The 17,205-nt window shown below is 39.6% G+C and carries 18 protein-coding genes and 7 tRNA genes; 16 read left to right on the top strand and 9 right to left on the bottom strand.

All coding sequences use genetic code 11. From position 1 onward, the window contains the following. The first annotated feature begins 18 nt into the window (after positions 1 to 18). The 7 genes from EV207_RS21680 to fabI all read left to right on the top strand — a co-directional run bounded on the left by EV207_RS21680 (position 19) and on the right by fabI (position 1,601). Positions 19 to 95 (top strand) — tRNA-Pro (locus tag EV207_RS21680). A gap of 60 nt (positions 96 to 155) precedes the next feature. After that, a tRNA-Met gene (locus EV207_RS21675) sits at positions 156 to 232 on the top strand. A 12-nt stretch (positions 233 to 244) separates the two neighbouring features. Next, positions 245 to 337 (top strand) — tRNA-Ser (locus tag EV207_RS21670). A 58-nt stretch (positions 338 to 395) separates the two neighbouring features. Beyond that, positions 396 to 469, top strand: a tRNA-Gly gene (locus EV207_RS21665). A gap of 4 nt (positions 470 to 473) precedes the next feature. Further along, positions 474 to 564: transfer RNA gene (locus tag EV207_RS21660), tRNA-Ser, on the top strand. A 9-nt stretch (positions 565 to 573) separates the two neighbouring features. Next, positions 574 to 645 (top strand) — tRNA-Glu (locus EV207_RS21655). Positions 646 to 824: 179 nt separating this feature from the next. Then, the gene (fabI, locus tag EV207_RS21650; protein ID WP_132748381.1) at positions 825 to 1,601 is read left to right on the top strand and encodes an enoyl-ACP reductase FabI; all 777 of its coding nucleotides are present in this window, start codon (positions 825 to 827) and stop codon (positions 1,599 to 1,601) included. 337 nt (positions 1,602 to 1,938) lie between these two features. On the opposite strand, the gene EV207_RS21645 is transcribed toward fabI, so the two are convergent. Further along, a complete protein-coding gene (locus tag EV207_RS21645) occupies positions 1,939 to 2,862 on the bottom strand; it encodes a hypothetical protein (protein ID WP_132748379.1) in 924 nt (307 codons plus the stop codon). A 150-nt stretch (positions 2,863 to 3,012) separates the two neighbouring features. Here EV207_RS21645 and EV207_RS21640 point away from each other — a divergent pair, with 150 nt between their 5' ends. From EV207_RS21640 to EV207_RS21630, 3 genes are all read left to right on the top strand, one after another. Further along, positions 3,013 to 4,200 (top strand): BMQ_0737 family morphogenetic spore coat protein, encoded by a 1,188-nt coding sequence (locus EV207_RS21640; protein WP_132748377.1) that lies wholly within the window; start codon positions 3,013 to 3,015, stop codon positions 4,198 to 4,200. Between the two features lie 138 nt (positions 4,201 to 4,338). Further along, complete coding sequence (locus tag EV207_RS21635; RefSeq protein WP_132748376.1) at positions 4,339 to 5,310, top strand: hypothetical protein; 972 nt, start codon at positions 4,339 to 4,341, stop codon at positions 5,308 to 5,310. A 95-nt stretch (positions 5,311 to 5,405) separates the two neighbouring features. Then, complete coding sequence (locus EV207_RS21630) at positions 5,406 to 5,765, top strand: hypothetical protein (protein ID WP_132748374.1); 360 nt, start codon at positions 5,406 to 5,408, stop codon at positions 5,763 to 5,765. A 24-nt stretch (positions 5,766 to 5,789) separates the two neighbouring features. Here EV207_RS21630 and EV207_RS21625 read toward each other — a convergent pair whose 3' ends face one another. From EV207_RS21625 to EV207_RS21610, 4 genes are all read right to left on the bottom strand, one after another. Then, positions 5,790 to 6,470, bottom strand: coding sequence for a DUF421 domain-containing protein (locus EV207_RS21625; protein ID WP_243647203.1), 681 nt, complete (start codon positions 6,468 to 6,470; stop codon positions 5,790 to 5,792). Positions 6,471 to 6,590: 120 nt separating this feature from the next. Then, positions 6,591 to 7,016 (bottom strand): GNAT family N-acetyltransferase, encoded by a 426-nt coding sequence (locus tag EV207_RS21620; protein ID WP_132748372.1) that lies wholly within the window; start codon positions 7,014 to 7,016, stop codon positions 6,591 to 6,593. 4 nt (positions 7,017 to 7,020) lie between these two features. Beyond that, positions 7,021 to 7,536, bottom strand: coding sequence for a YjcG family protein (locus EV207_RS21615; protein WP_132748371.1), 516 nt, complete (start codon positions 7,534 to 7,536; stop codon positions 7,021 to 7,023). Positions 7,537 to 7,616: 80 nt separating this feature from the next. Further along, positions 7,617 to 8,357: an alpha/beta hydrolase gene (locus EV207_RS21610; RefSeq protein WP_132748369.1), complete on the bottom strand. Its 741-nt coding sequence runs from the start codon at positions 8,355 to 8,357 to the stop codon at positions 7,617 to 7,619. Between the two features lie 169 nt (positions 8,358 to 8,526). On the opposite strand from EV207_RS21610, the gene EV207_RS21605 reads away from it, so the two are divergent. Beyond that, positions 8,527 to 9,087 (top strand): phosphatidylglycerophosphatase A family protein, encoded by a 561-nt coding sequence (locus EV207_RS21605; RefSeq protein ID WP_132748367.1) that lies wholly within the window; start codon positions 8,527 to 8,529, stop codon positions 9,085 to 9,087. 29 nt (positions 9,088 to 9,116) lie between these two features. Here EV207_RS21605 and EV207_RS21600 read toward each other — a convergent pair whose 3' ends face one another. After that, positions 9,117 to 9,584: a DUF441 domain-containing protein gene (locus EV207_RS21600; protein WP_132748365.1), complete on the bottom strand. Its 468-nt coding sequence runs from the start codon at positions 9,582 to 9,584 to the stop codon at positions 9,117 to 9,119. Between the two features lie 12 nt (positions 9,585 to 9,596). Further along, positions 9,597 to 10,082, bottom strand: coding sequence for a hypothetical protein (locus EV207_RS21595; protein ID WP_132748363.1), 486 nt, complete (start codon positions 10,080 to 10,082; stop codon positions 9,597 to 9,599). Positions 10,083 to 10,905: 823 nt separating this feature from the next. Here EV207_RS21595 and EV207_RS21590 point away from each other — a divergent pair. The 5 genes from EV207_RS21590 (at position 10,906) to EV207_RS21575 (ending at position 15,240) form a co-directional block, all read left to right on the top strand. Then, entirely contained in the window at positions 10,906 to 12,588 is a 1,683-nt protein-coding gene (locus EV207_RS21590) for a DUF6044 family protein (RefSeq protein ID WP_132748361.1), read from the top strand. A gap of 19 nt (positions 12,589 to 12,607) precedes the next feature. Beyond that, positions 12,608 to 12,772, top strand: coding sequence for a hypothetical protein (locus EV207_RS23235; RefSeq protein ID WP_165887038.1), 165 nt, complete (start codon positions 12,608 to 12,610; stop codon positions 12,770 to 12,772). A 21-nt stretch (positions 12,773 to 12,793) separates the two neighbouring features. Continuing rightward, a complete protein-coding gene (gene corA, locus EV207_RS21585; protein ID WP_132748359.1) occupies positions 12,794 to 13,747 on the top strand; it encodes a magnesium/cobalt transporter CorA in 954 nt (317 codons plus the stop codon). Positions 13,748 to 13,918: 171 nt separating this feature from the next. Continuing rightward, positions 13,919 to 14,146: a hypothetical protein gene (locus EV207_RS21580; RefSeq protein WP_132748357.1), complete on the top strand. Its 228-nt coding sequence runs from the start codon at positions 13,919 to 13,921 to the stop codon at positions 14,144 to 14,146. A gap of 386 nt (positions 14,147 to 14,532) precedes the next feature. Further along, positions 14,533 to 15,240 (top strand): FTR1 family iron permease, encoded by a 708-nt coding sequence (locus EV207_RS21575; protein ID WP_132748355.1) that lies wholly within the window; start codon positions 14,533 to 14,535, stop codon positions 15,238 to 15,240. A 333-nt stretch (positions 15,241 to 15,573) separates the two neighbouring features. On the opposite strand, the gene EV207_RS21570 is transcribed toward EV207_RS21575, so the two are convergent. Then, a complete protein-coding gene (locus EV207_RS21570) occupies positions 15,574 to 16,422 on the bottom strand; it encodes an alpha/beta fold hydrolase (protein WP_132748353.1) in 849 nt (282 codons plus the stop codon). A gap of 583 nt (positions 16,423 to 17,005) precedes the next feature. Continuing rightward, positions 17,006 to 17,081, bottom strand: a tRNA-Val gene (locus EV207_RS21565). Positions 17,082 to 17,205 lie beyond the last annotated feature (124 nt).

The following is a 17,205-nucleotide window of genomic DNA, read 5'->3' as shown; positions in this document are numbered from 1 at the left end:
CTCGGGCGCGCCACTTTACGGGAAGTAGCTCAGCTTGGCAGAGCACTTGGTTTGGGACCAAGGGGTCGCAGGTTCAAATCCTGTCTTCCCGACCACTTCATTTATGAGACTTAAAGGAAAATTAACGATTCGAATACAGTAATACATTTCTTATTGGCGGTGTAGCTCAGCTGGCTAGAGCGTACGGTTCATACCCGTGAGGTCGGGGGTTCGATCCCCTCTACCGCCACCAATCATTAATTTCGGAGGAATACCCAAGTCTGGCTGAAGGGATCGGTCTTGAAAACCGACAGGGGCTTAACGGCTCGCGGGGGTTCGAATCCCTCTTCCTCCTCCATTAATTAACGTTGATATTCATACATAATTACCTACATAAAAGAATTATTGAGAAATATGCGGGTGTAGTTTAGTGGTAAAACAAGAGCTTCCCAAGCTCTAGTCGTGAGTTCGATTCTCATCACCCGCTCCATTATGGAGAAGTACCCAAGTGGCTGAAGGGGCTCCCCTGCTAAGGGAGTAGATCGTGTAAGCGGTGCGAGGGTTCAAATCCCTCCTTCTCCGCCACAAAATTAAGGCCCGTTGGTCAAGCGGTTAAGACACCGCCCTTTCACGGCGGTAACACGGGTTCGAATCCCGTACGGGTCATTCCAATAAAAACTTTTACTGAACTTCACCAAGGGAAGTTCTTTTTTTATGAGCAGTTTTTATAATCCTCGGAAAAAAGCATATGGGTAAAAGCATCTTGGCGAAAAGCCAAGTTTTCTTTACTATATGATTTCGTGGTATAATGTATAAAATGTAAGGATTATGTAGGAGGTTAATTTATGAACTTATCTTTAGAAGGACGTACATATGTTGTCATGGGGGTCGCTAATAAGCGAAGCATTGCCTGGGGGATTGCTCAAGCGCTTGATAAGGCGGGCGCCCGATTAATTTTCACCTATATCGGTGAGCGTTTTAAGGCTAGTGTTGAAGGGCTAGCAGCTACATTAGAAAATCAAAATAGTTTATTTTATCCTTGCGATGTAACGAATGACGAAGAGATTGACCAAACTTTCGCAGCCATTAAGGATGAAGTTGGCGTGATTCATGGTCTTGCCCATTGTATAGCCTTCGCAAATAAAGAAGAACTGGATGGCGACTACATGAACACGACTCGTGACGGTTTTCTGCTTGCGCAAAATATCAGCGCATATTCCTTAACGGCTGTAACGAAAGCAGCCAAGGATCTTATGACAGAGGGCGGCAGTATTGTGACGATGACGTATCTCGGCGGTGAGCGCGTCATTCAAAATTATAATGTGATGGGTGTAGCCAAAGCGAGCCTTGACGCTAGTGTGAAGTATTTGGCAAATGACCTTGGCAAAAATAACATTCGTGTTAATGCTATTTCCGCAGGTCCGATTCGGACACTTTCAGCAAAAGGCATTTCCGATTTTAACAGCGTTATTAAAGTGATTGAGGAGCGTTCACCGCTTCGCCGGACTATCACACCTGAAGATGTGGGGAATACGGCTTTGTTTTTGATGAGTGACCTATCAAGCGGAATGACAGGTGAAACGCTTCATGTTGACAGCGGATTTAATATTGTAGGATTTTAATTTTAAAGGGACCTCAGGAATGCAGCGGGGTCCCTTTTCATATCGGTTCAATTCTTATCATAGGGCTTCCAAGTTACCTTTCCGCACGTGCTGCAGCCTTGGCTCTTCTTAGGCTCAAATAATGATTTTGTACGTCTCTTATTTTTCATCCTATTCCTTTTTATGTTTCGATACAAGGATTGGACATCGCGTTTCTCCATCTCATTCACCCCTTGAATAAAAAGATGCAGTGAATCTAAGGTCATGCAAGAGATGCACTGCATGGAAGCTTGGCAGGAGTGCCAAGCTTTTTTCTATATTTATATGATATTCAGCTTAAGGAAGAGCCGTGTTCCCATTATGAATTTTTATTATTAAATGGATCAATGGTGCTGAACGTTTTTTTCTTCTTTGAAAATGGATTAATTGGGTTTTTATGTGAGTCTTGTTCAAAGAGATTATTTGTTTGCTGGGCTTCCGTCTTGTTTTTAAAAGGTTGAAAAGGTTTATTATCGGGATCTTTCCGCTTTTTGGTGTGCCCTGTAAAAAGCGATTCATTTCTATTATCCTCTTCTAATTGATTGTCCTTGTAATCACCTTCGTCATTACGACCTTTCCCTAATGTTAGCAATTCCTCGGTTCTTCTTAGACTGGGCTTGAATCTTTCCGGCGGGGCCGGCCAATGATCAGCCCCCTTTAAACAACTGGATTGCAAGGAAGCAAATGCTGGATTAAGCGGCTCCAACACCTCATTAATAAAATTTTTGTAATCCTGATTTGACAGACTGGTAACCTTAGGAAACGGTGTCAGGCGTGTATATTGTAAAATCAGATAGGCGGTCCATTCAGCGGCATGATTCATGTAGTCAGAGTGAATCGTTACTTGTGTGCCGGGACTTCTAACAGGCAGCCATATATTTTTATAGATGGCTTTATTTATACCATCATATGTTCCGTCAATTGATGGCTTAAGATGGTAAGTTATTTTATCAGTTAAAATAGATGCAAGATGTGAATGATCAGGGGTCAGCTTAATTTCAAAGTCACTTGCCAGGGCCGGGTTCGACGTTAGGGACAGCTGTGTATGTGACAAGATCTGTCTTATTTTTGCCAGTAGGGAAAGGTCATTAGTGACAATATTAACATTTATGTTTCCAAGACAGCCGGTGATCCTTAAAGAACTGCTGAGGGTCAGTCCCCAGTATGGCAGAATGGTTCTCAGCTTTTTGAGCTTGCTCTCTGTGCAAGTGAGCACTTTGCCGTCTACTTTAATATCATGCATTATTAATCACCTCCTTTATAAATAAGTTGATTTCTTTAAGACAATCGTTTAAATTTGGGCAGCTAGATGTGTGCCAATATCTTGGTCATACCCATACTATGTAATGAACCAATCAACAATGATTAGTGTTGAAAGAAAGGAAGGTATGTAATGGGTAACAATCATAAACAGAGAAATAACCGTAAGGCGCAAAATAGCCTGCAAGATGAATGTATACGGGTTCCTAAAGTATACGATTGGGTTACTGACACACTTTCTGTAACCAAAAACCTATGTTTTACTGATGAGCAGCTGGAAGCGATAGAATGTGCAATGGAGGACCCAAATCGCCGTCCGCTTCGCATCATTTGCAAAGGGCCAAAAACACCACCGTTATTCCCTTTAAATCAAAGTGATCCAAATTTGTGTGACGATAATGGGTTCTACTGTGATCAAGTAGGTGAAAAACGCGACGTTACTGTGCCGATAAGTGGTGAATTTGTTGATGCCCAACTCGTTGAACTTCTTTTCACTGCGGATATTGTTGTGGAGGTAGTCGACAGACACGGAAGAATTGTAACTAAGCTTCATGCAGATGTATCCGCGCTTGAATCTTTTGTTCTTTGTTATCCCGATGGCACCGAGCTTTTATGCCGGGTATCAAAGATTATATGCAAAAACCATTCGGGCTCATTAATGCTCAACTGCCCAGCACCTTCAGCCATTAAAATTGAAGTCATTTTCTGTGTCGATGTTCAAGTCGAAGCTGAAGTGAAGCTAGAGGTGCTTGCAAAATTCTGCTCGCCGCGGGATAACGATCTTGAAACTGTGGGAAGTGTTGATCAATGTCCGCCGATTGAATTTCCGAAGCAATGCCCGGACATTTTCCCAGGTCAAAATGATTGTGATTGTTCAGCCAATGGCGAAGCAACCGGTTACACGGACAATGATGCAACAGAAAAAGGTGAAGCCGGCATTCTCGTAGACATTTGTCCGAATTGCAACATATCAGACAGTGTCTTTGACTTCACATTTAATGATACAGACCGTTCCGACGGCTTGAAGGATGTTAATTTCCATGCGACAAGCTTTGATGCAGATTCCCTTGAATGCAAAGAATGTGATGGCGGCTTGAAACTCATCGTCAGCGGTGAAGGACGTACTGACAAAGGCCATAGACTGGATTTCAACCTGGCCCTCGTTAACAGCACACACGGTGATCAATTCCAAGTTCAATTAATTAAAGAAAGAACAGGCCATGTTGCGTTTGACACAGGAGTTGTCAATGTTAGGGAAGGTTCCATTAATGTTGAAGATTGTGTAGAATTCTCAGATATCAAAATGAAATCCGGCGTTTAAGAGTGAGCTTTGTCTCACTCTTTTTTTAGGGGTCTGACCCCTCGGGGTCAGACCCCTTTTTAAAATGAGACAGGCAAAACTAGGCGTGCACATTCATATGCTGATAAAAGACCACTATACCTTTAGGGGGCGTTGGTTTTGGATGAACCAAAAGAAGCATTAAGTTATGCGCGTTTAGTGAGCCGTCAGAAATACTATAAGGAAAAGGCCCTGAAGTTAGAAAAGGATTTCATATTTACAAAGGAACAGCTAACTCAGGTGGAACAGCAATTACAAGAAACCAAGATACAAGCTGCAGATCATGACAAAATACAAAAGGAATTAGAAGCTCTGAGCAATGCCTATGGACAGTTAAAAGAAAAATATGACAGGGAAACACAAGAGAACCAGACACAGCTTCAAGGGTTACAAGTGAAAATTGAAACATTGCAAAAAAGCCAAAGATCTGAAGATGATGTCGATAATGAGACATATCAGCAACGAGTTAAAGGATTTGAACGGCTCCTTGGTGAGGTGCAGCAGGAAATCAATGAAAAAGAAAAAGAAATAGCAGTCTATAAGAGAAGGCTTTTAACACTTGAGAAACGATTAAAAGCAACCGGTGAACCCCAACTTTCAGAAGAACCTAATTTGAGTGAAAGTAATAATGTTACAAGGCCTTCATACAGGGCGATAACATATAGCGACTATGCCATCATTTTAGAAGAAAAGCGCCATATAATTAGGGGGGATTTCGTTATTGAAAATGTTGGTGAGGAACCATTAAGCACACCGATGTTATGCTTTCGCTTTAATCCCGGCGACACGGCTGTGTTAAAGGGGCGTGTGTACCATATTGATGATGCCCTGGCAAGAGAAGGCGACATAGATGGCGTCTGTTGGGTCTTTCTTGATAATGACTGGGCGAAGGAATCAAAAGAGCGCGGTGAAATATGGGTGCATCCATTAAATAAAGTTTCAGTTGATCCAGGTGAATCACTGCGTTTAAATGATTTCCAAGTTCCTGTTGAAAATCAATTCTATAATCATCTATCAATAGAAGTGTTTGTTTATTTTCAAGACATTGATTATAAGGTAAAAGCTGCAAATCAGATCTTAATAAATGTATAAATATTGTGGTCTTTATTCAATGCTTAGGCTGAGGTCCATACATTTTATTGCACATTCGCATATAGTGTCACGAGACCATTTCAGGAGGGGTAGATATGTCTGACGAAAACAAAAAAAAGCCGAAAACAATCCACGTTGATAAATTACACATTAAGGCTAATGAAATCGTAATACACCATGAAGGAGAGGCAGCGCAGGGAGGTCCAAGACCTAACGAGCAACAACAAGAAAATATGCAGCAGCCGCCGATTCAACGGGATTTTTGGGGGTTTCCGATTTATAGGCAAGAGGAACAAGCCGAACCTGAAGTGCAAGAAGTTCAGGATGGGCAAGAGGAAAATGCTAATGTGAATGAAGAAGAAAATGCCGGTGAAAACCAAGAAGCAAACCAGGAAGGTAATCAAGAAGGAAATCAAGAAGAAAACCGGCCGCCATTTGGCGGATCCTGGATTTAAAAGAAGGGGTCTGACCCTCAGGGGTCAGATCCCTTCTTGGATAAAGAGACCGTCCTCTTGGCGCCATTCCGCTATAAATACATTTCTAAAGTCATTAATCCCCCGGGCGCTGAGCTCATTCCGCAGCCAATCCTGCGATTTGCCAATTGCAGCTAAGCCTTTCTTCATAATAACGCCGTCACTGACCAATGTAACAGGAAGAGTGATTGTTGCTACTGGTAAGTTTAAGTCTTTCTTAAAAACATTATTATATATGGGCTTCTTAATGACTGAAATTTTACCATTCGCCTCAAGTATGGCGTACTCCACTTCTCGAAAAGAAAAAACATCCTTATCTCTTAGCAATGCTTGAAGCCTGTTCATATCAAGTTTGTTTTTCTTCATTTCCTGCCGATCCAGGACACCATTGCCGATAATAATCGCCGGTTTGGACTCAAAGGCTCCCCTTGAATTGTTCACCTTCATAGTAACAAAATTAATTAGAAGGATAAGAACAGCCCACAATGCAATGGCATAAAGGATAGAGGTTACTTTTGCATCAGGGTCGTAAATCGCGTTACCGACGAAATCACCCAAAACAACGACAGAAACGAAATCAAAAGGTGTCGCTTCAGCAATTGATGACCGGCCCATAATTTTAAGCAGGAGAAGCAATGCAAACAAACCAACAGTCAATTCAATCGTTAATGACCCAAAATGTTTCACAAACAGCCCTCCCTTTTATAATTAGAATGTGAATGATGAAGAGAAAGTATGTAAGTGACTGAAAAGGTTATTAAGGCGACGAAATAGTAACCCCCGCAGCCAGGTTGCTGCAGGGGAGGTTTATACTAAGTTCTTAACCATTTGAACATGAGGAATGCCAGCATCCATGAATTCATCCGATGTCACCTTATAAGCAATTCTTTTATAAAAGGGGACAGCCCGCATTTGCGCATTTAGCACCACTGAAGTTTTGTCATTGTTTCTAGCAAAGTCTTCAATTTTTGCCATAATAGCCTGCCCCACTTTTTTTCCGCGATGGCTGGCAAGAACGCAAATCCGCTCGGCTTTCACCTTGTTATCTATGACCCGAATTCTACCTGCGCCGATCGGCATGTCTTCATCGTAAGCAACGAAATGGACCGCATCCTTCTCATATTGATCGATTTCTTCTTCGGGCGATATATTTTGTTCATTCACAAAAACATTGTAACGAACCGAAAGGGCATTATCATAATGCCCTTTGGTTTCAGCTATAACGACATTCATATGCCTAATTGTTCCCTTCTAAATGGCACGTTTCATAAACTGTCCACGATTCGTTTTCAAGTTGATAGAGAATCTGGAATCGATCGATCACTTCTTCATGATGAATATCCTTCATTTTTAAACTTCCAAGAACATCGGAATGCTCTTCATCAGTTAAATTTTGTGCAATGGTGACATGAGGGACGAAGGTATAATCCTCGTTTCCTTCCAAATTATCGCTATGAAGCTTTTTATAAAGATCAATCACTTGGTCCGTCGGTTCAACTTTAAAATAAATGACACTGTTAATTGGGCTAAAGGAACCAACCTTATTGACTTTAATAGTTACTGGTTCAGTAGACTTTGCGACCTCTTTGATTTTGCTGATAACGTCCTCAACTTGGTCTTCTTCGACCTCAAAAGGTGATTTTAACGTAATATGGGGCGGAATTAAGGCATAGTGAGGATCGTAACGTTTTCTTAACGAGTTCGCTTTATCTTGGAGTTCTTTTGATGGAAACATTGCAACACCATATTTCATTCCTTGTTCCCTCCTAGTACATTTCGTGTATCTTATTACTATTATAACAAAAAATGTTCATTAATAATATTACCATTATTTTAATAATTGCTCTTTTTGAACATCTCCTGAAGCGAGCGGAAAACATCAGGCTGCCATGACTTCCATGTGTGATCACCTTCAAGTTCATGGTAGAAGTAATCAGCCATGGTTTTTGATGAAAGGATATCCTTTAATTCCCTGTTTGGTTCTAGGAAATTTTGAATTTTTCCGTGTGTTGTTTTGACTTCGGTTTCCTTTTTTCCGATCACATGGTAAATAGAAAAGGCTGACAAATTAGCTGATACTTCCGCAGTTTTGACAATCCTTTCATCTACATAAGGAGATTGCATGATGACATTTGAGAATGTGTTAGGATAGTGTATGGCCGTTAGTAATGAAACTGTCCCTCCCAAGGAATCACCGATTAATGTTCTATTGCCTGCAAGGTCGCAAACGGCATAATGTTCCTTTATGAATGGCAATAATTCATATACAAGAAATGTGACATACTCTTGATGCCATTTGCCATCTGGATGATACATTTCCCACCGAACCTCTGGGTTTTCATATGGGATTCCCACCATTATAAGGTCTTCAATGTCTCCCGCCTCGATCAGCTGGTCGGCAACTTTAGGAAGACGTCCGAGTTGAAAGTAATCCCGCCCGTCTTGGACAATTGCGAGGGGATAGGTATACAGGTCAGAATAATTCGGCGGCAAATAGATCAGAAGGGGCATCTCCCTTTCTAACGCTTTGCTTGTGATTGTAAGTTCTTCGATTTTTCCTTTAAGTTTTGGCATGATGTTCCTCCAACATATCGACGGTTTATAACCATTTTAACATAAACTCTTGAAAAGGTTGGTGCTTCAGGTTTTATCTGAGGGTGCGTTAACATTCATTAGGCCGGCATAAATGTTATACTATTAGTATGGGGTATATATCATACCCATTATGAGGGGGAGGAAAAACATGAGAACAGAGAGAGTACACAGCAATGAGGTTGCAAAAGCCGCCCGGTCCCTTCTTAAAGAACGCGGGGTGGAAATGAAGGATATTGCAGAAATTGTTTATGATATGCAATCACCTTATGCATCGGATTTGACCATACCAACATGTTTGGAAAGTGTAGAAGCTGTGCTTGAAAAGCGGGAAATGCAGCATGCCATATTAGTTGGGGTGGAATTAGATAAACTTGCCGAAAAAGGGCAGTTATCTGAGCCACTCCAAACTATTGTGGAACAGGATGAAGGCCTTTTTGGCGTGGACGAAACCATTGCCATCGGAGCGGTGTTTGGATACGGCAGTATCGCTGTGACAACTTATGGCCATTTGGATAAAGCGAAAACAGGAATTATTAAGAAACTTGATACAAAAACCGGCCAAGGTGTGCACACCTTTCTTGATGATATCGTAGCGAGTATTGCCGCAAACGCTTCAAGCCGCTTGGCTCACCATCTTCGTGATGAAGAGGAAGCGAGAGGGGCGCTTTTAAAGGAGAAGAAAGAAGAAGACCAGAAGGAAATAGGGTAACCATGTGATGGGGAGGCGGTGCCCTCCCATTATAGGTTCTGTCCCCAATGGACGGCCTGAATCACAAAATAAGCAATCCCAGCGCCGATGAGTGGTCCTACCGGTACACCCTTAAATAGACCGACAGCTAATATCGTACCCAAAACTAAGGCGATGGTTATTTGGGGATTATTTGACAAAAGGTCAATGCCGCCTCTTGCAATAAGGGCAACGAGAGCCCCAGCCCCGATAGCAATCCATGCATCGAGGGATTTTACAGTGTCAACCAATTGTTTGAAGCCAATTTCACCGCTCGCGATTGGCACTATCACTGCAATGAGGATGATCGTGACGCCCCAATTGATCCCTTTAGACTGAAGCGTCGGGAATATTTTACTGTCAAGTCCGGATACTTTAATAACAAATAGAAGGGCTGCCGCAATCATTAGTGATTGATTTTTGGCTAAGAGCCCGATTAGAAATAAAATAGCTAAGAATAATGCAGCTTGTGTAAACATATAAGACATCCTTTAATCATTACTTTGGTTTGGCGGTTCATGATGCTCATATTTTAACAATTTTACAGGATAATGTCCCTTTTGAAAATCCTTTGTTGTAAATAGTGAAGGATTGATAGCAAAATATAATGTGTCAGTACCCAAATTCTGTGGTTCATCATTTCCATTGTTTTCTTGAGGTATTAAGGTGAAAGTAACGATAAAAGGATACGCTTGAATCCCTTCCTGTTTTGCTTCCGAAATAGATACCATGTCGTATTGTTCCCACCAAGGCGTAGCGTAGCCATCAATGTCATGTCCATCATAATAATCTTTCATTGCTCTTATAATGTCACCCCGGCAAAGTTCAAGTAAGAAATTCCCATATGTTTGATTTTTTTCTCGGTCATGGTACTCATTAAAAGGCGGCATAACTTCCTTATTCTCAATTTCTTTAGCTTCAGTATAAGTGATCATGAGTAATAAAATCATGCCGGTGATCACGAGGATTTTTCTCATTGGCCACACCTCCTGCTGTTATGATTTGCAGCATAAGGGGTACTATACAAGAAAGCTCACTTCCAATTGATTTTATTTTTTACTAATCCTTCGTTTCTCTGAGCAAAGTGTACCTTATGAGCGTAACGGGAAGGACATCAACATCGTGTTCATTTATGATTGGACATAATTTTAAACCGTTATGGAACGATCTCCTTGCTATGAAACCTTATTTATGGCGAAAAGGGGAAACCTATCCGGAAAGCGCCAGCAAACTCGATCAGCTTTATGCGATCCATTACCGGCGTGATAGTCGGCCGTTTTTTAGAAGCTAAAAATGTCTTTTACTGCAAACTGCGGAGAAGGGCAGTTTATATCTGACGATTTTCAGATTCGACTCTCTTGTATAAAGAAAACTCGCCGATTGGCGAGCCTTTGGCGAAGACAGAGGTGTAGTTGCACTTATGTGCGTCAGAAAGTTATACTTTCTGATTAACTAAAGAAAACTCGCCGATTGGCGAGCCTTTGGCGAAGACAGAGGTGTAGTTGCACTTATGTGCGTCAGAAAGTTATACTTTCTGATTAACTAAAAGAATCCTCCGGCACGTCCGGCTGGCTTGTGATTAGGCTCAACTGCACTTCATATCTAAAAAGGGATAGGGTTTTCTTATGGAAAAGATGATTAACAAATGAATAGATCCTATAAAAATTAGATAAGCTAAAAAGCACGTATGCATTGCCGCCATCACCAGTATAATATAAAAAAGGAAATTTTCCTTTTTAAAACATGAAGGAAAAGGAGAAAGCGGTACATAAATAATCATTTGATGGAGAGTTAAATATTTTGATCAGTCTATTGAATCATTTTAAAAAAAATAATTACATTTATATTGGCATCGCTTTTCTATTCTTATATTTATCTCCTTACCTAATATTAGGGGATGATGCGCATGTTAGGGTCCATGATAACCTCGATTCTAACGTGGCCTGGTATAAGGTGCTTGCGGACAGCGGTAAATTGTTTGGGGGATTACATAATCAGGTCCCTAATATTATGAACGGGATACCAAGAAATTCACTAGAACCTGATCTTAATATTATGATTCTGCTTTATTTCTTTTTTAAGCCCTTTACAGCCTACACGATAAATGCCATCATGATGCGCTTTCTTGCCTTTTTTGGGATGATCCTTCTATTGAAAAGTCATTTTATAAAAGAAAAGAAATTCATGGCGATCGTTGTCGGAACAGCGGTTGCTTTTGCAATTATTCCATTTTGGCCATCCGGCGGCGGAACGATTGCGGGTCTTCCGATGGCACTCTATGCTTTTTTAAATTTAAGGAACAGGCAAGAATCTAAGTTTGATTGGCTAATTATTGTTTTCTTGCCGTTTTATTCGAGTTTTGTCTTAAGTTTTGTCTTCTTTTTAGCGTGTATGGGATTCCTATGGCTAACTGATTGGATTAGAACCAAAAAAGTTAATGTTGTTTTTCTGGCGGGTTTAATCATTATGACGACCGTCTTTTTATTTGTGAACTACCGTATTATTTACGAAATGTTCTTTAGTGATGACTTTGTTTCACACCGTGAAGCATTTAACCGGGGAAATTGGGATGCTTTGACCTCCTTGGCAATCAGCTTTAGCAACTTTATATTTGGCCAGACCCATGTTATGCGGATGACCGAATACATTGTTTTACCCATTATCTTAATAACACTTTTAATTGCCCTTGTAAGGAAAGTTAATCTTTGGATGCTAAGAAAATTGTTTTTACTTAATCTGCTTTTTTCATTTATTTATGGTATTTATGAGTGGGAAGGAACAAAAGGGATAAAAGAAAAATGGGGTATTTTCGAGGCTTTTAATTGGGGGAGATTCCATTTTCTTGAGCCCCCTGTTTGGTATATTTGTTTTGCGCTCTCTTTAGTCACAATCTGGAAATGCTTTAAAAGGTTTGGTAAGCCATTAGCTCTGATTCTTCTTTCAAGTCAAATAGCTCTTTTATTTTTGTTTAATGATGAAATAAAGTACCGCTATTATCATTACCTTACATATGCTGAATTTTATTCTGTAAATTTATTTCAAGATATCAAAGCGTACATAGGAAAGGATCCTGCGGATTACCGCGTTGTCAGCCTTGGCATTCATCCAAGCATTGCACAGTACAACGGCTTTTACACGCTGGATGGGTATGTTGTCAGCTATCCATTATCCTATAAGAGGGAATTTAGGGAAATAATCGCGCCCGAATTGGATAAGGATAATAAAATCAGAAAGTACTTTGATAATTGGGGAAGCCGGGCCTATATATTTACGGACGAGCTTGGTAAGCATTACATGTATGATAGCGGACAGAAGAAAGTCCATCATTTAGATCTTAATACTGAAATATTAAAGGAAATGGGCGGTGAATACATTCTATCAGCGGTCCAGATTATGAATGCTGAGAAAGAGCATTTACATTTATTAAAGTCATTTGTGAACAAAACATCACCTTGGAAAATTTATTTGTATCGGGTCGAATAAAACGGAAAGGAGAATTTAAATGCAAAAAAATGATAAAGACGTTAAGAAAGTAAAGAAAGTAAAGAAAGAAGAAGCTGAAACATTACAATCTAATATTATTGAGAATGAGATGCGCCGCGGTTTTGAACTTTCCGATGGCGGTGAACGGAATGAAATGGCGGAGGAACAAGCAAAACGGACATAATTTTTCGGGGGGAGGATTAAAGTGATCAGGACTTTGGCTATCACAAATGATTCACAAATTTTGCAAAATGTGCCGCTTGAACAATTATCTGACCCCCATATCAAATGGTTCTTGGTGGATTTTAATATGCCCAGTGAAAAAGAAGGATTGATGTTGGATAAACACTTCCATTTTCATCCACTGGCGATTGAAGATTGTTTTCACTTATTGGAACGCCCCAAATTGGACTATTATGAGGCATACAATTTCTTTGTATTCCATGTTCTTAATCAAAAAACATTGGATCCAGAGGAAATTGACATGTTTGTCGGCAAGGATTACATTGTTACCTTTCACATGAAAGAACTGAAAGAGGTCGACATTGTTTGGGAGCGGCTTTTGACTGACAAAAATCTTTGGGATAAGGGCAAAACGCATGTATTTTATATGCTGATGGATAAATTGGTCGATGAATATTTCCCTGCATTGTATCAAATTGAAGATAGGCTGAATAAAACGGAAGGGAAAAGCATTGATAAATCCATTCGGTGGTTAATAGATGAAGTATTTGATATCAGGGGAGATTTGTTAAAATTAAGACGAATCATTGTGCCTATGCGTGACCTGCTTTATCGAATATTGAATTCTGAACATTTGGATATTAATGAAGACCAGAAGGTGTACTTTACCGACATTTATGACCATTTGCTCAAACTTACTGAAATGATTGATTCTAATCGCGATATTACAGCCGATATGCGTGACAGCTATCTTTCACTTAACTCTAATCGTATGAATACGATTATGATGACTTTAACTATTATTTCATCTATTTTTATCCCATTGACCTTTATTGCCGGGGTTTACGGGATGAACTTTGAGAATATGCCGGAACTTAAGTGGAGGTATGGCTATTTCATTGTCGTAGGATTTATGGCTGCTCTTGGTATAGGGATGGTGTTGTGGTTTAAACATAAAGGATGGTTTGATAAGTAAATATCTATTGGGTTATGACCATTGGCCCTATATCAGGTTTATAGTTCATACTTATAAACCATGGTACTAAGTTAAACTACCATTTTATAAAATATAATGGCAATAGCTTATTCACTCTTCTATATTTTTTCATAGAATGTATTAATCAAATGAAAGGGAAGTGGATGAAAAATGTCATTTAACGGTGAAGGAAATAGAAACAGAAACAGAAATAGAAATAGAAATAGAAAATGTGACAACACAACTGTTATAAAAAACACCGGTAACTCTTACGTATGGGTTGACGCGGAAGCAAATGCAAAGGCAAAGGCCATGGCTAAAGCAATGGCTGAATCAATGAACAAAAAGAACAATAATAACGAAGATAACGAGGATTTCGATTTTGGCTTTGATTACTAATATCCCAAAAAACCCATCATAATAGATGGGTTTTTTACGTTTATGTCAGCAAGGAGTTTTGTAGAAGAACGTTCCCCAAAAAATTTAAGGCCTTTTCTTGGTTATCTAAATCTTCAAAAGAAAAAAATGAAGTTCGATGAGAGGAGATCGATTTGGACGTCCTTATAACCCATATAAAAGGGAATTAATTAAGGCCAATCAATTTTTGTGTAAAGGTAATAGTCATATGACAATGTATACTTTAACTTCATAGGACAACAAAAAAATGGTGATGGGGGATTTATTTATTTCAATTTTTTATTGACATCATGGGGGGTTATCAATTAAGTTTATAATTGATAATGATAATCATTCATATTTGTTTTATATATAAAGGAGGTTTTCAAATGTTTGATAGCTTATTTCTTTCGCTTAGAGAGGGACTTGAAGCTGCTCTTATTATTGGCATTATTCTTGCCCATCTTGTTCGTATTGAACGAAAAGACTTGATGAAAGTTGTTTACATAGGCGCTATTCTTGGTTTTATTGTGTGTGCTGTAGTGGGTGTCATTGGGTTTAACGAGGCCCAGGGGGCTGAAGAGGGTTCAGAGGAGATCTTTGAAGGCATTATGATGCTTTTATCGGCTGGACTGATTGCCTACTTTATCCTTTGGCTGCATCGGAATCAAAACAACACATCATCGGTAACAGGGAAAATTAATAAAAATACAAGCGCGGTAAGCCTTTTAGTTTTATCTTTCTTATCAGTGTTCCGTGAGGGGACGGAACTGGTTATTTTTAACCTGACAAAGATTACAGAAAATGCTGCGATGGTTGCTCTTGGGAGTGTTATTGGTATTTTACTTGCTATTATTATTGCTGCGGTTATCTTTAAAGCATCCATTAAACTTAATTTAAAGTTGATTTTTAAATTCTTGGGGATTGTATTAATTTTTGTAGGAGGAGAAATGTTTGGTGAAGGGTTAGTAAAGCTTTTTGAAGGCGGGGAAGCTTTAGAAATGACGGGGATGATCACCTTTATTGTCCTATCACTAATCGTTTTTCTGAAGCAGGATATCCAACTGTTAATAAAAAATGAGGCTGTGCAAAAATAACCGATCTTATTTGGTGTCACACGACAAAATAAAAAATATCGCAAGGTGGAAACCAATTCTTAGAGAAAATGGGAATTATTACAGGAGCCTTACAGGCAGGCGGAGACACCAAATTCTCTATGCTTTTAATCTGTAAAACTCGCTTGGTGCGAGATATTTTATACTAGAATGGAAAGACTCAATATGGGCATTCATATTCGGCGTTCTGGTGGGATTCGTTCATGATCAATCCCGAAACTATAATTTTGCTGCAGAGCTTTCATTCAAGTAAAGCAGTTATACGGAGCGATACAGACGACAACTTATATTATGCTCAAGTTAACCCACATTGCATCAGTCAGATCTGTTTTTAAAATGGTCAAGGGCACTGTTAAGGCCTGTAATGGTTGCACCAAAATGTCCAGCGCCTTCAATAATATTTAGTTGTGTATTAGGTATTTTTTTGGAGAGATGTTTAGCATGTCGAATGTTAACCAGTTTGTCATGATCTCCATGCCAAAAATAAACAGGTGATGTAATTTGTTCAAATGACACATTCCAAGGTTTTGCCTGAATCAGACTATCGCTGATTATTCCTTCTGAGGATCTCGTTGCTTCCTTCATCGAGTATAGAAAAACCTTCGATAACCTAGGGGTGATTAATAAGCTATCAAATTCCGTGTGTTTGTCTAAACTTTCTAAAATCGCCTCCGGTTGTGCATGGATTGCTTCAATGATTCTCTTCTTCTTTAAAAGGGCAGATTCATCTCCTTTCATAACCATTTGGTCTTCCTGTGAAAAGCCTTCCATTGCTCCAGGGTAATCCAAGGGGCCTAATCCGCAAATGACTGCTACTCCTATGACCTGGTCCGCCATTTTTTCAGCGCATGCCAAAGCATAGGGAGACCCACCCGAGATACCAATTACAAAAAAATTATCTAACTCAAGGTGTTCCGCAAGGTGGGCAACATCCTTGATACAATCCATAAGCAACCTATTATCCTTTGAATCAGACAAGCCATAGCCTGGACGTTCAGGAACAACGAGTCTAATACCCCTCAACCTTTCTTCATCAACTAATTTTCCGTCGAATCGTGATCCTGGTGTCCCATGAAAGAGTAAAACTGGAACACCATTTGGGTCACCATACACAGCATAACTCAGACGACGACTGTCACGTAACGTTAACAAGGTCTCATTCATTCCTTGATTCCCCCTACTTTAACTTAGTAAAATGAAATTTCCCAGCATCTACATGGCCACTAACATCAATTGTTCGTTGCAAAAGTTATACATTTGAGCACAATCATGGCATCGCTCTAGATCGGTAAAACACCATGAACGGATCCTTTGTTTTATTGTAGCATGATAAGCTCAAAAATTTGATGGAGAATAAAGTTTTTTGTGAATTTATATACAATTTACCCTTTTCCTCTAATACAACTTATCTCAATCAGAATAGAGAATAATATCAGTAGAAAAAATTTAGACATTCAAAACAATAATCAGTTAAACAAGTATCGGATCAACTCATGCGAGAGCGAAGCCTTATACCCTTGACGAAATGGACGGGACGGCTACAATTCCCAAGAAGGACAATAGAAAAGACCCAATCATAATGATTGCAGAATGCCCTGGAGTTTTTATCATTATTCGGAAGACATCCGAAATTGATCATAAACACTTTAATATGATAAAGGTGCCAATTTGGTGCCAGAAAGCATTTTACATATAAAAAGCGGCTTCTCTAAAATTAAGAGAAACCGCGTTATATCAATGTTTTTTATGGTGACCCGTATTGGGCTCGAACCAATGACCTCCACCCTGTCAAGGTGGCGCTCTCCCAACTGAGCTAACGGATCAAAAATAGTTTTAGTAAGGACATGTATAAATATATATCATTTGAACACATACGTCAATAGTTTTTATTAAAAAACATAAAAACCGCCCCTTGCGCAAGAGGCGGTTACTTAAGAGAAGGAAGGT

Source organism: Scopulibacillus darangshiensis (assembly GCF_004341035.1).
GTDB classification, from domain to species: Bacteria; Bacillota; Bacilli; order Bacillales; family Sporolactobacillaceae; genus Scopulibacillus; species Scopulibacillus darangshiensis.
Note: the sequence above shows the minus strand (reverse complement) of the source record. Positions and strands in the feature narration are given on the sequence as shown.

Bases quoted from the DNA above. Each gene is read 5' to 3' on its own strand.
- EV207_RS21630 (WP_132748374.1), top strand. From the start codon at position 5,406: ATGTCTGACGAAAACAAAAAAAAGCCGAAAACAATCCACGTTGATAAA.
- EV207_RS21575 (WP_132748355.1), top strand. From the start codon at position 14,533: ATGTTTGATAGCTTATTTCTTTCGCTTAGAGAGGGACTTGAAGCTGCT.
- EV207_RS21640 (WP_132748377.1), top strand. From the start codon at position 3,013: ATGGGTAACAATCATAAACAGAGAAATAACCGTAAGGCGCAAAATAGC.
- EV207_RS23235 (WP_165887038.1), top strand. From the start codon at position 12,608: ATGCAAAAAAATGATAAAGACGTTAAGAAAGTAAAGAAAGTAAAGAAA.
- EV207_RS21645 (WP_132748379.1), bottom strand. From the start codon at position 2,862: ATGCATGATATTAAAGTAGACGGCAAAGTGCTCACTTGCACAGAGAGC.
- EV207_RS21620 (WP_132748372.1), bottom strand. From the start codon at position 7,016: ATGAATGTCGTTATAGCTGAAACCAAAGGGCATTATGATAATGCCCTT.
- EV207_RS21595 (WP_132748363.1), bottom strand. From the start codon at position 10,082: ATGAGAAAAATCCTCGTGATCACCGGCATGATTTTATTACTCATGATC.
- EV207_RS21605 (WP_132748367.1), top strand. From the start codon at position 8,527: ATGAGAACAGAGAGAGTACACAGCAATGAGGTTGCAAAAGCCGCCCGG.
- EV207_RS21600 (WP_132748365.1), bottom strand. From the start codon at position 9,584: ATGTTTACACAAGCTGCATTATTCTTAGCTATTTTATTTCTAATCGGG.
- EV207_RS21615 (WP_132748371.1), bottom strand. From the start codon at position 7,536: ATGAAATATGGTGTTGCAATGTTTCCATCAAAAGAACTCCAAGATAAA.
- EV207_RS21570 (WP_132748353.1), bottom strand. From the start codon at position 16,422: ATGAATGAGACCTTGTTAACGTTACGTGACAGTCGTCGTCTGAGTTAT.
- fabI (WP_132748381.1), top strand. From the start codon at position 825: ATGAACTTATCTTTAGAAGGACGTACATATGTTGTCATGGGGGTCGCT.
- EV207_RS21610 (WP_132748369.1), bottom strand. From the start codon at position 8,357: ATGCCAAAACTTAAAGGAAAAATCGAAGAACTTACAATCACAAGCAAA.
- EV207_RS21580 (WP_132748357.1), top strand. From the start codon at position 13,919: ATGTCATTTAACGGTGAAGGAAATAGAAACAGAAACAGAAATAGAAAT.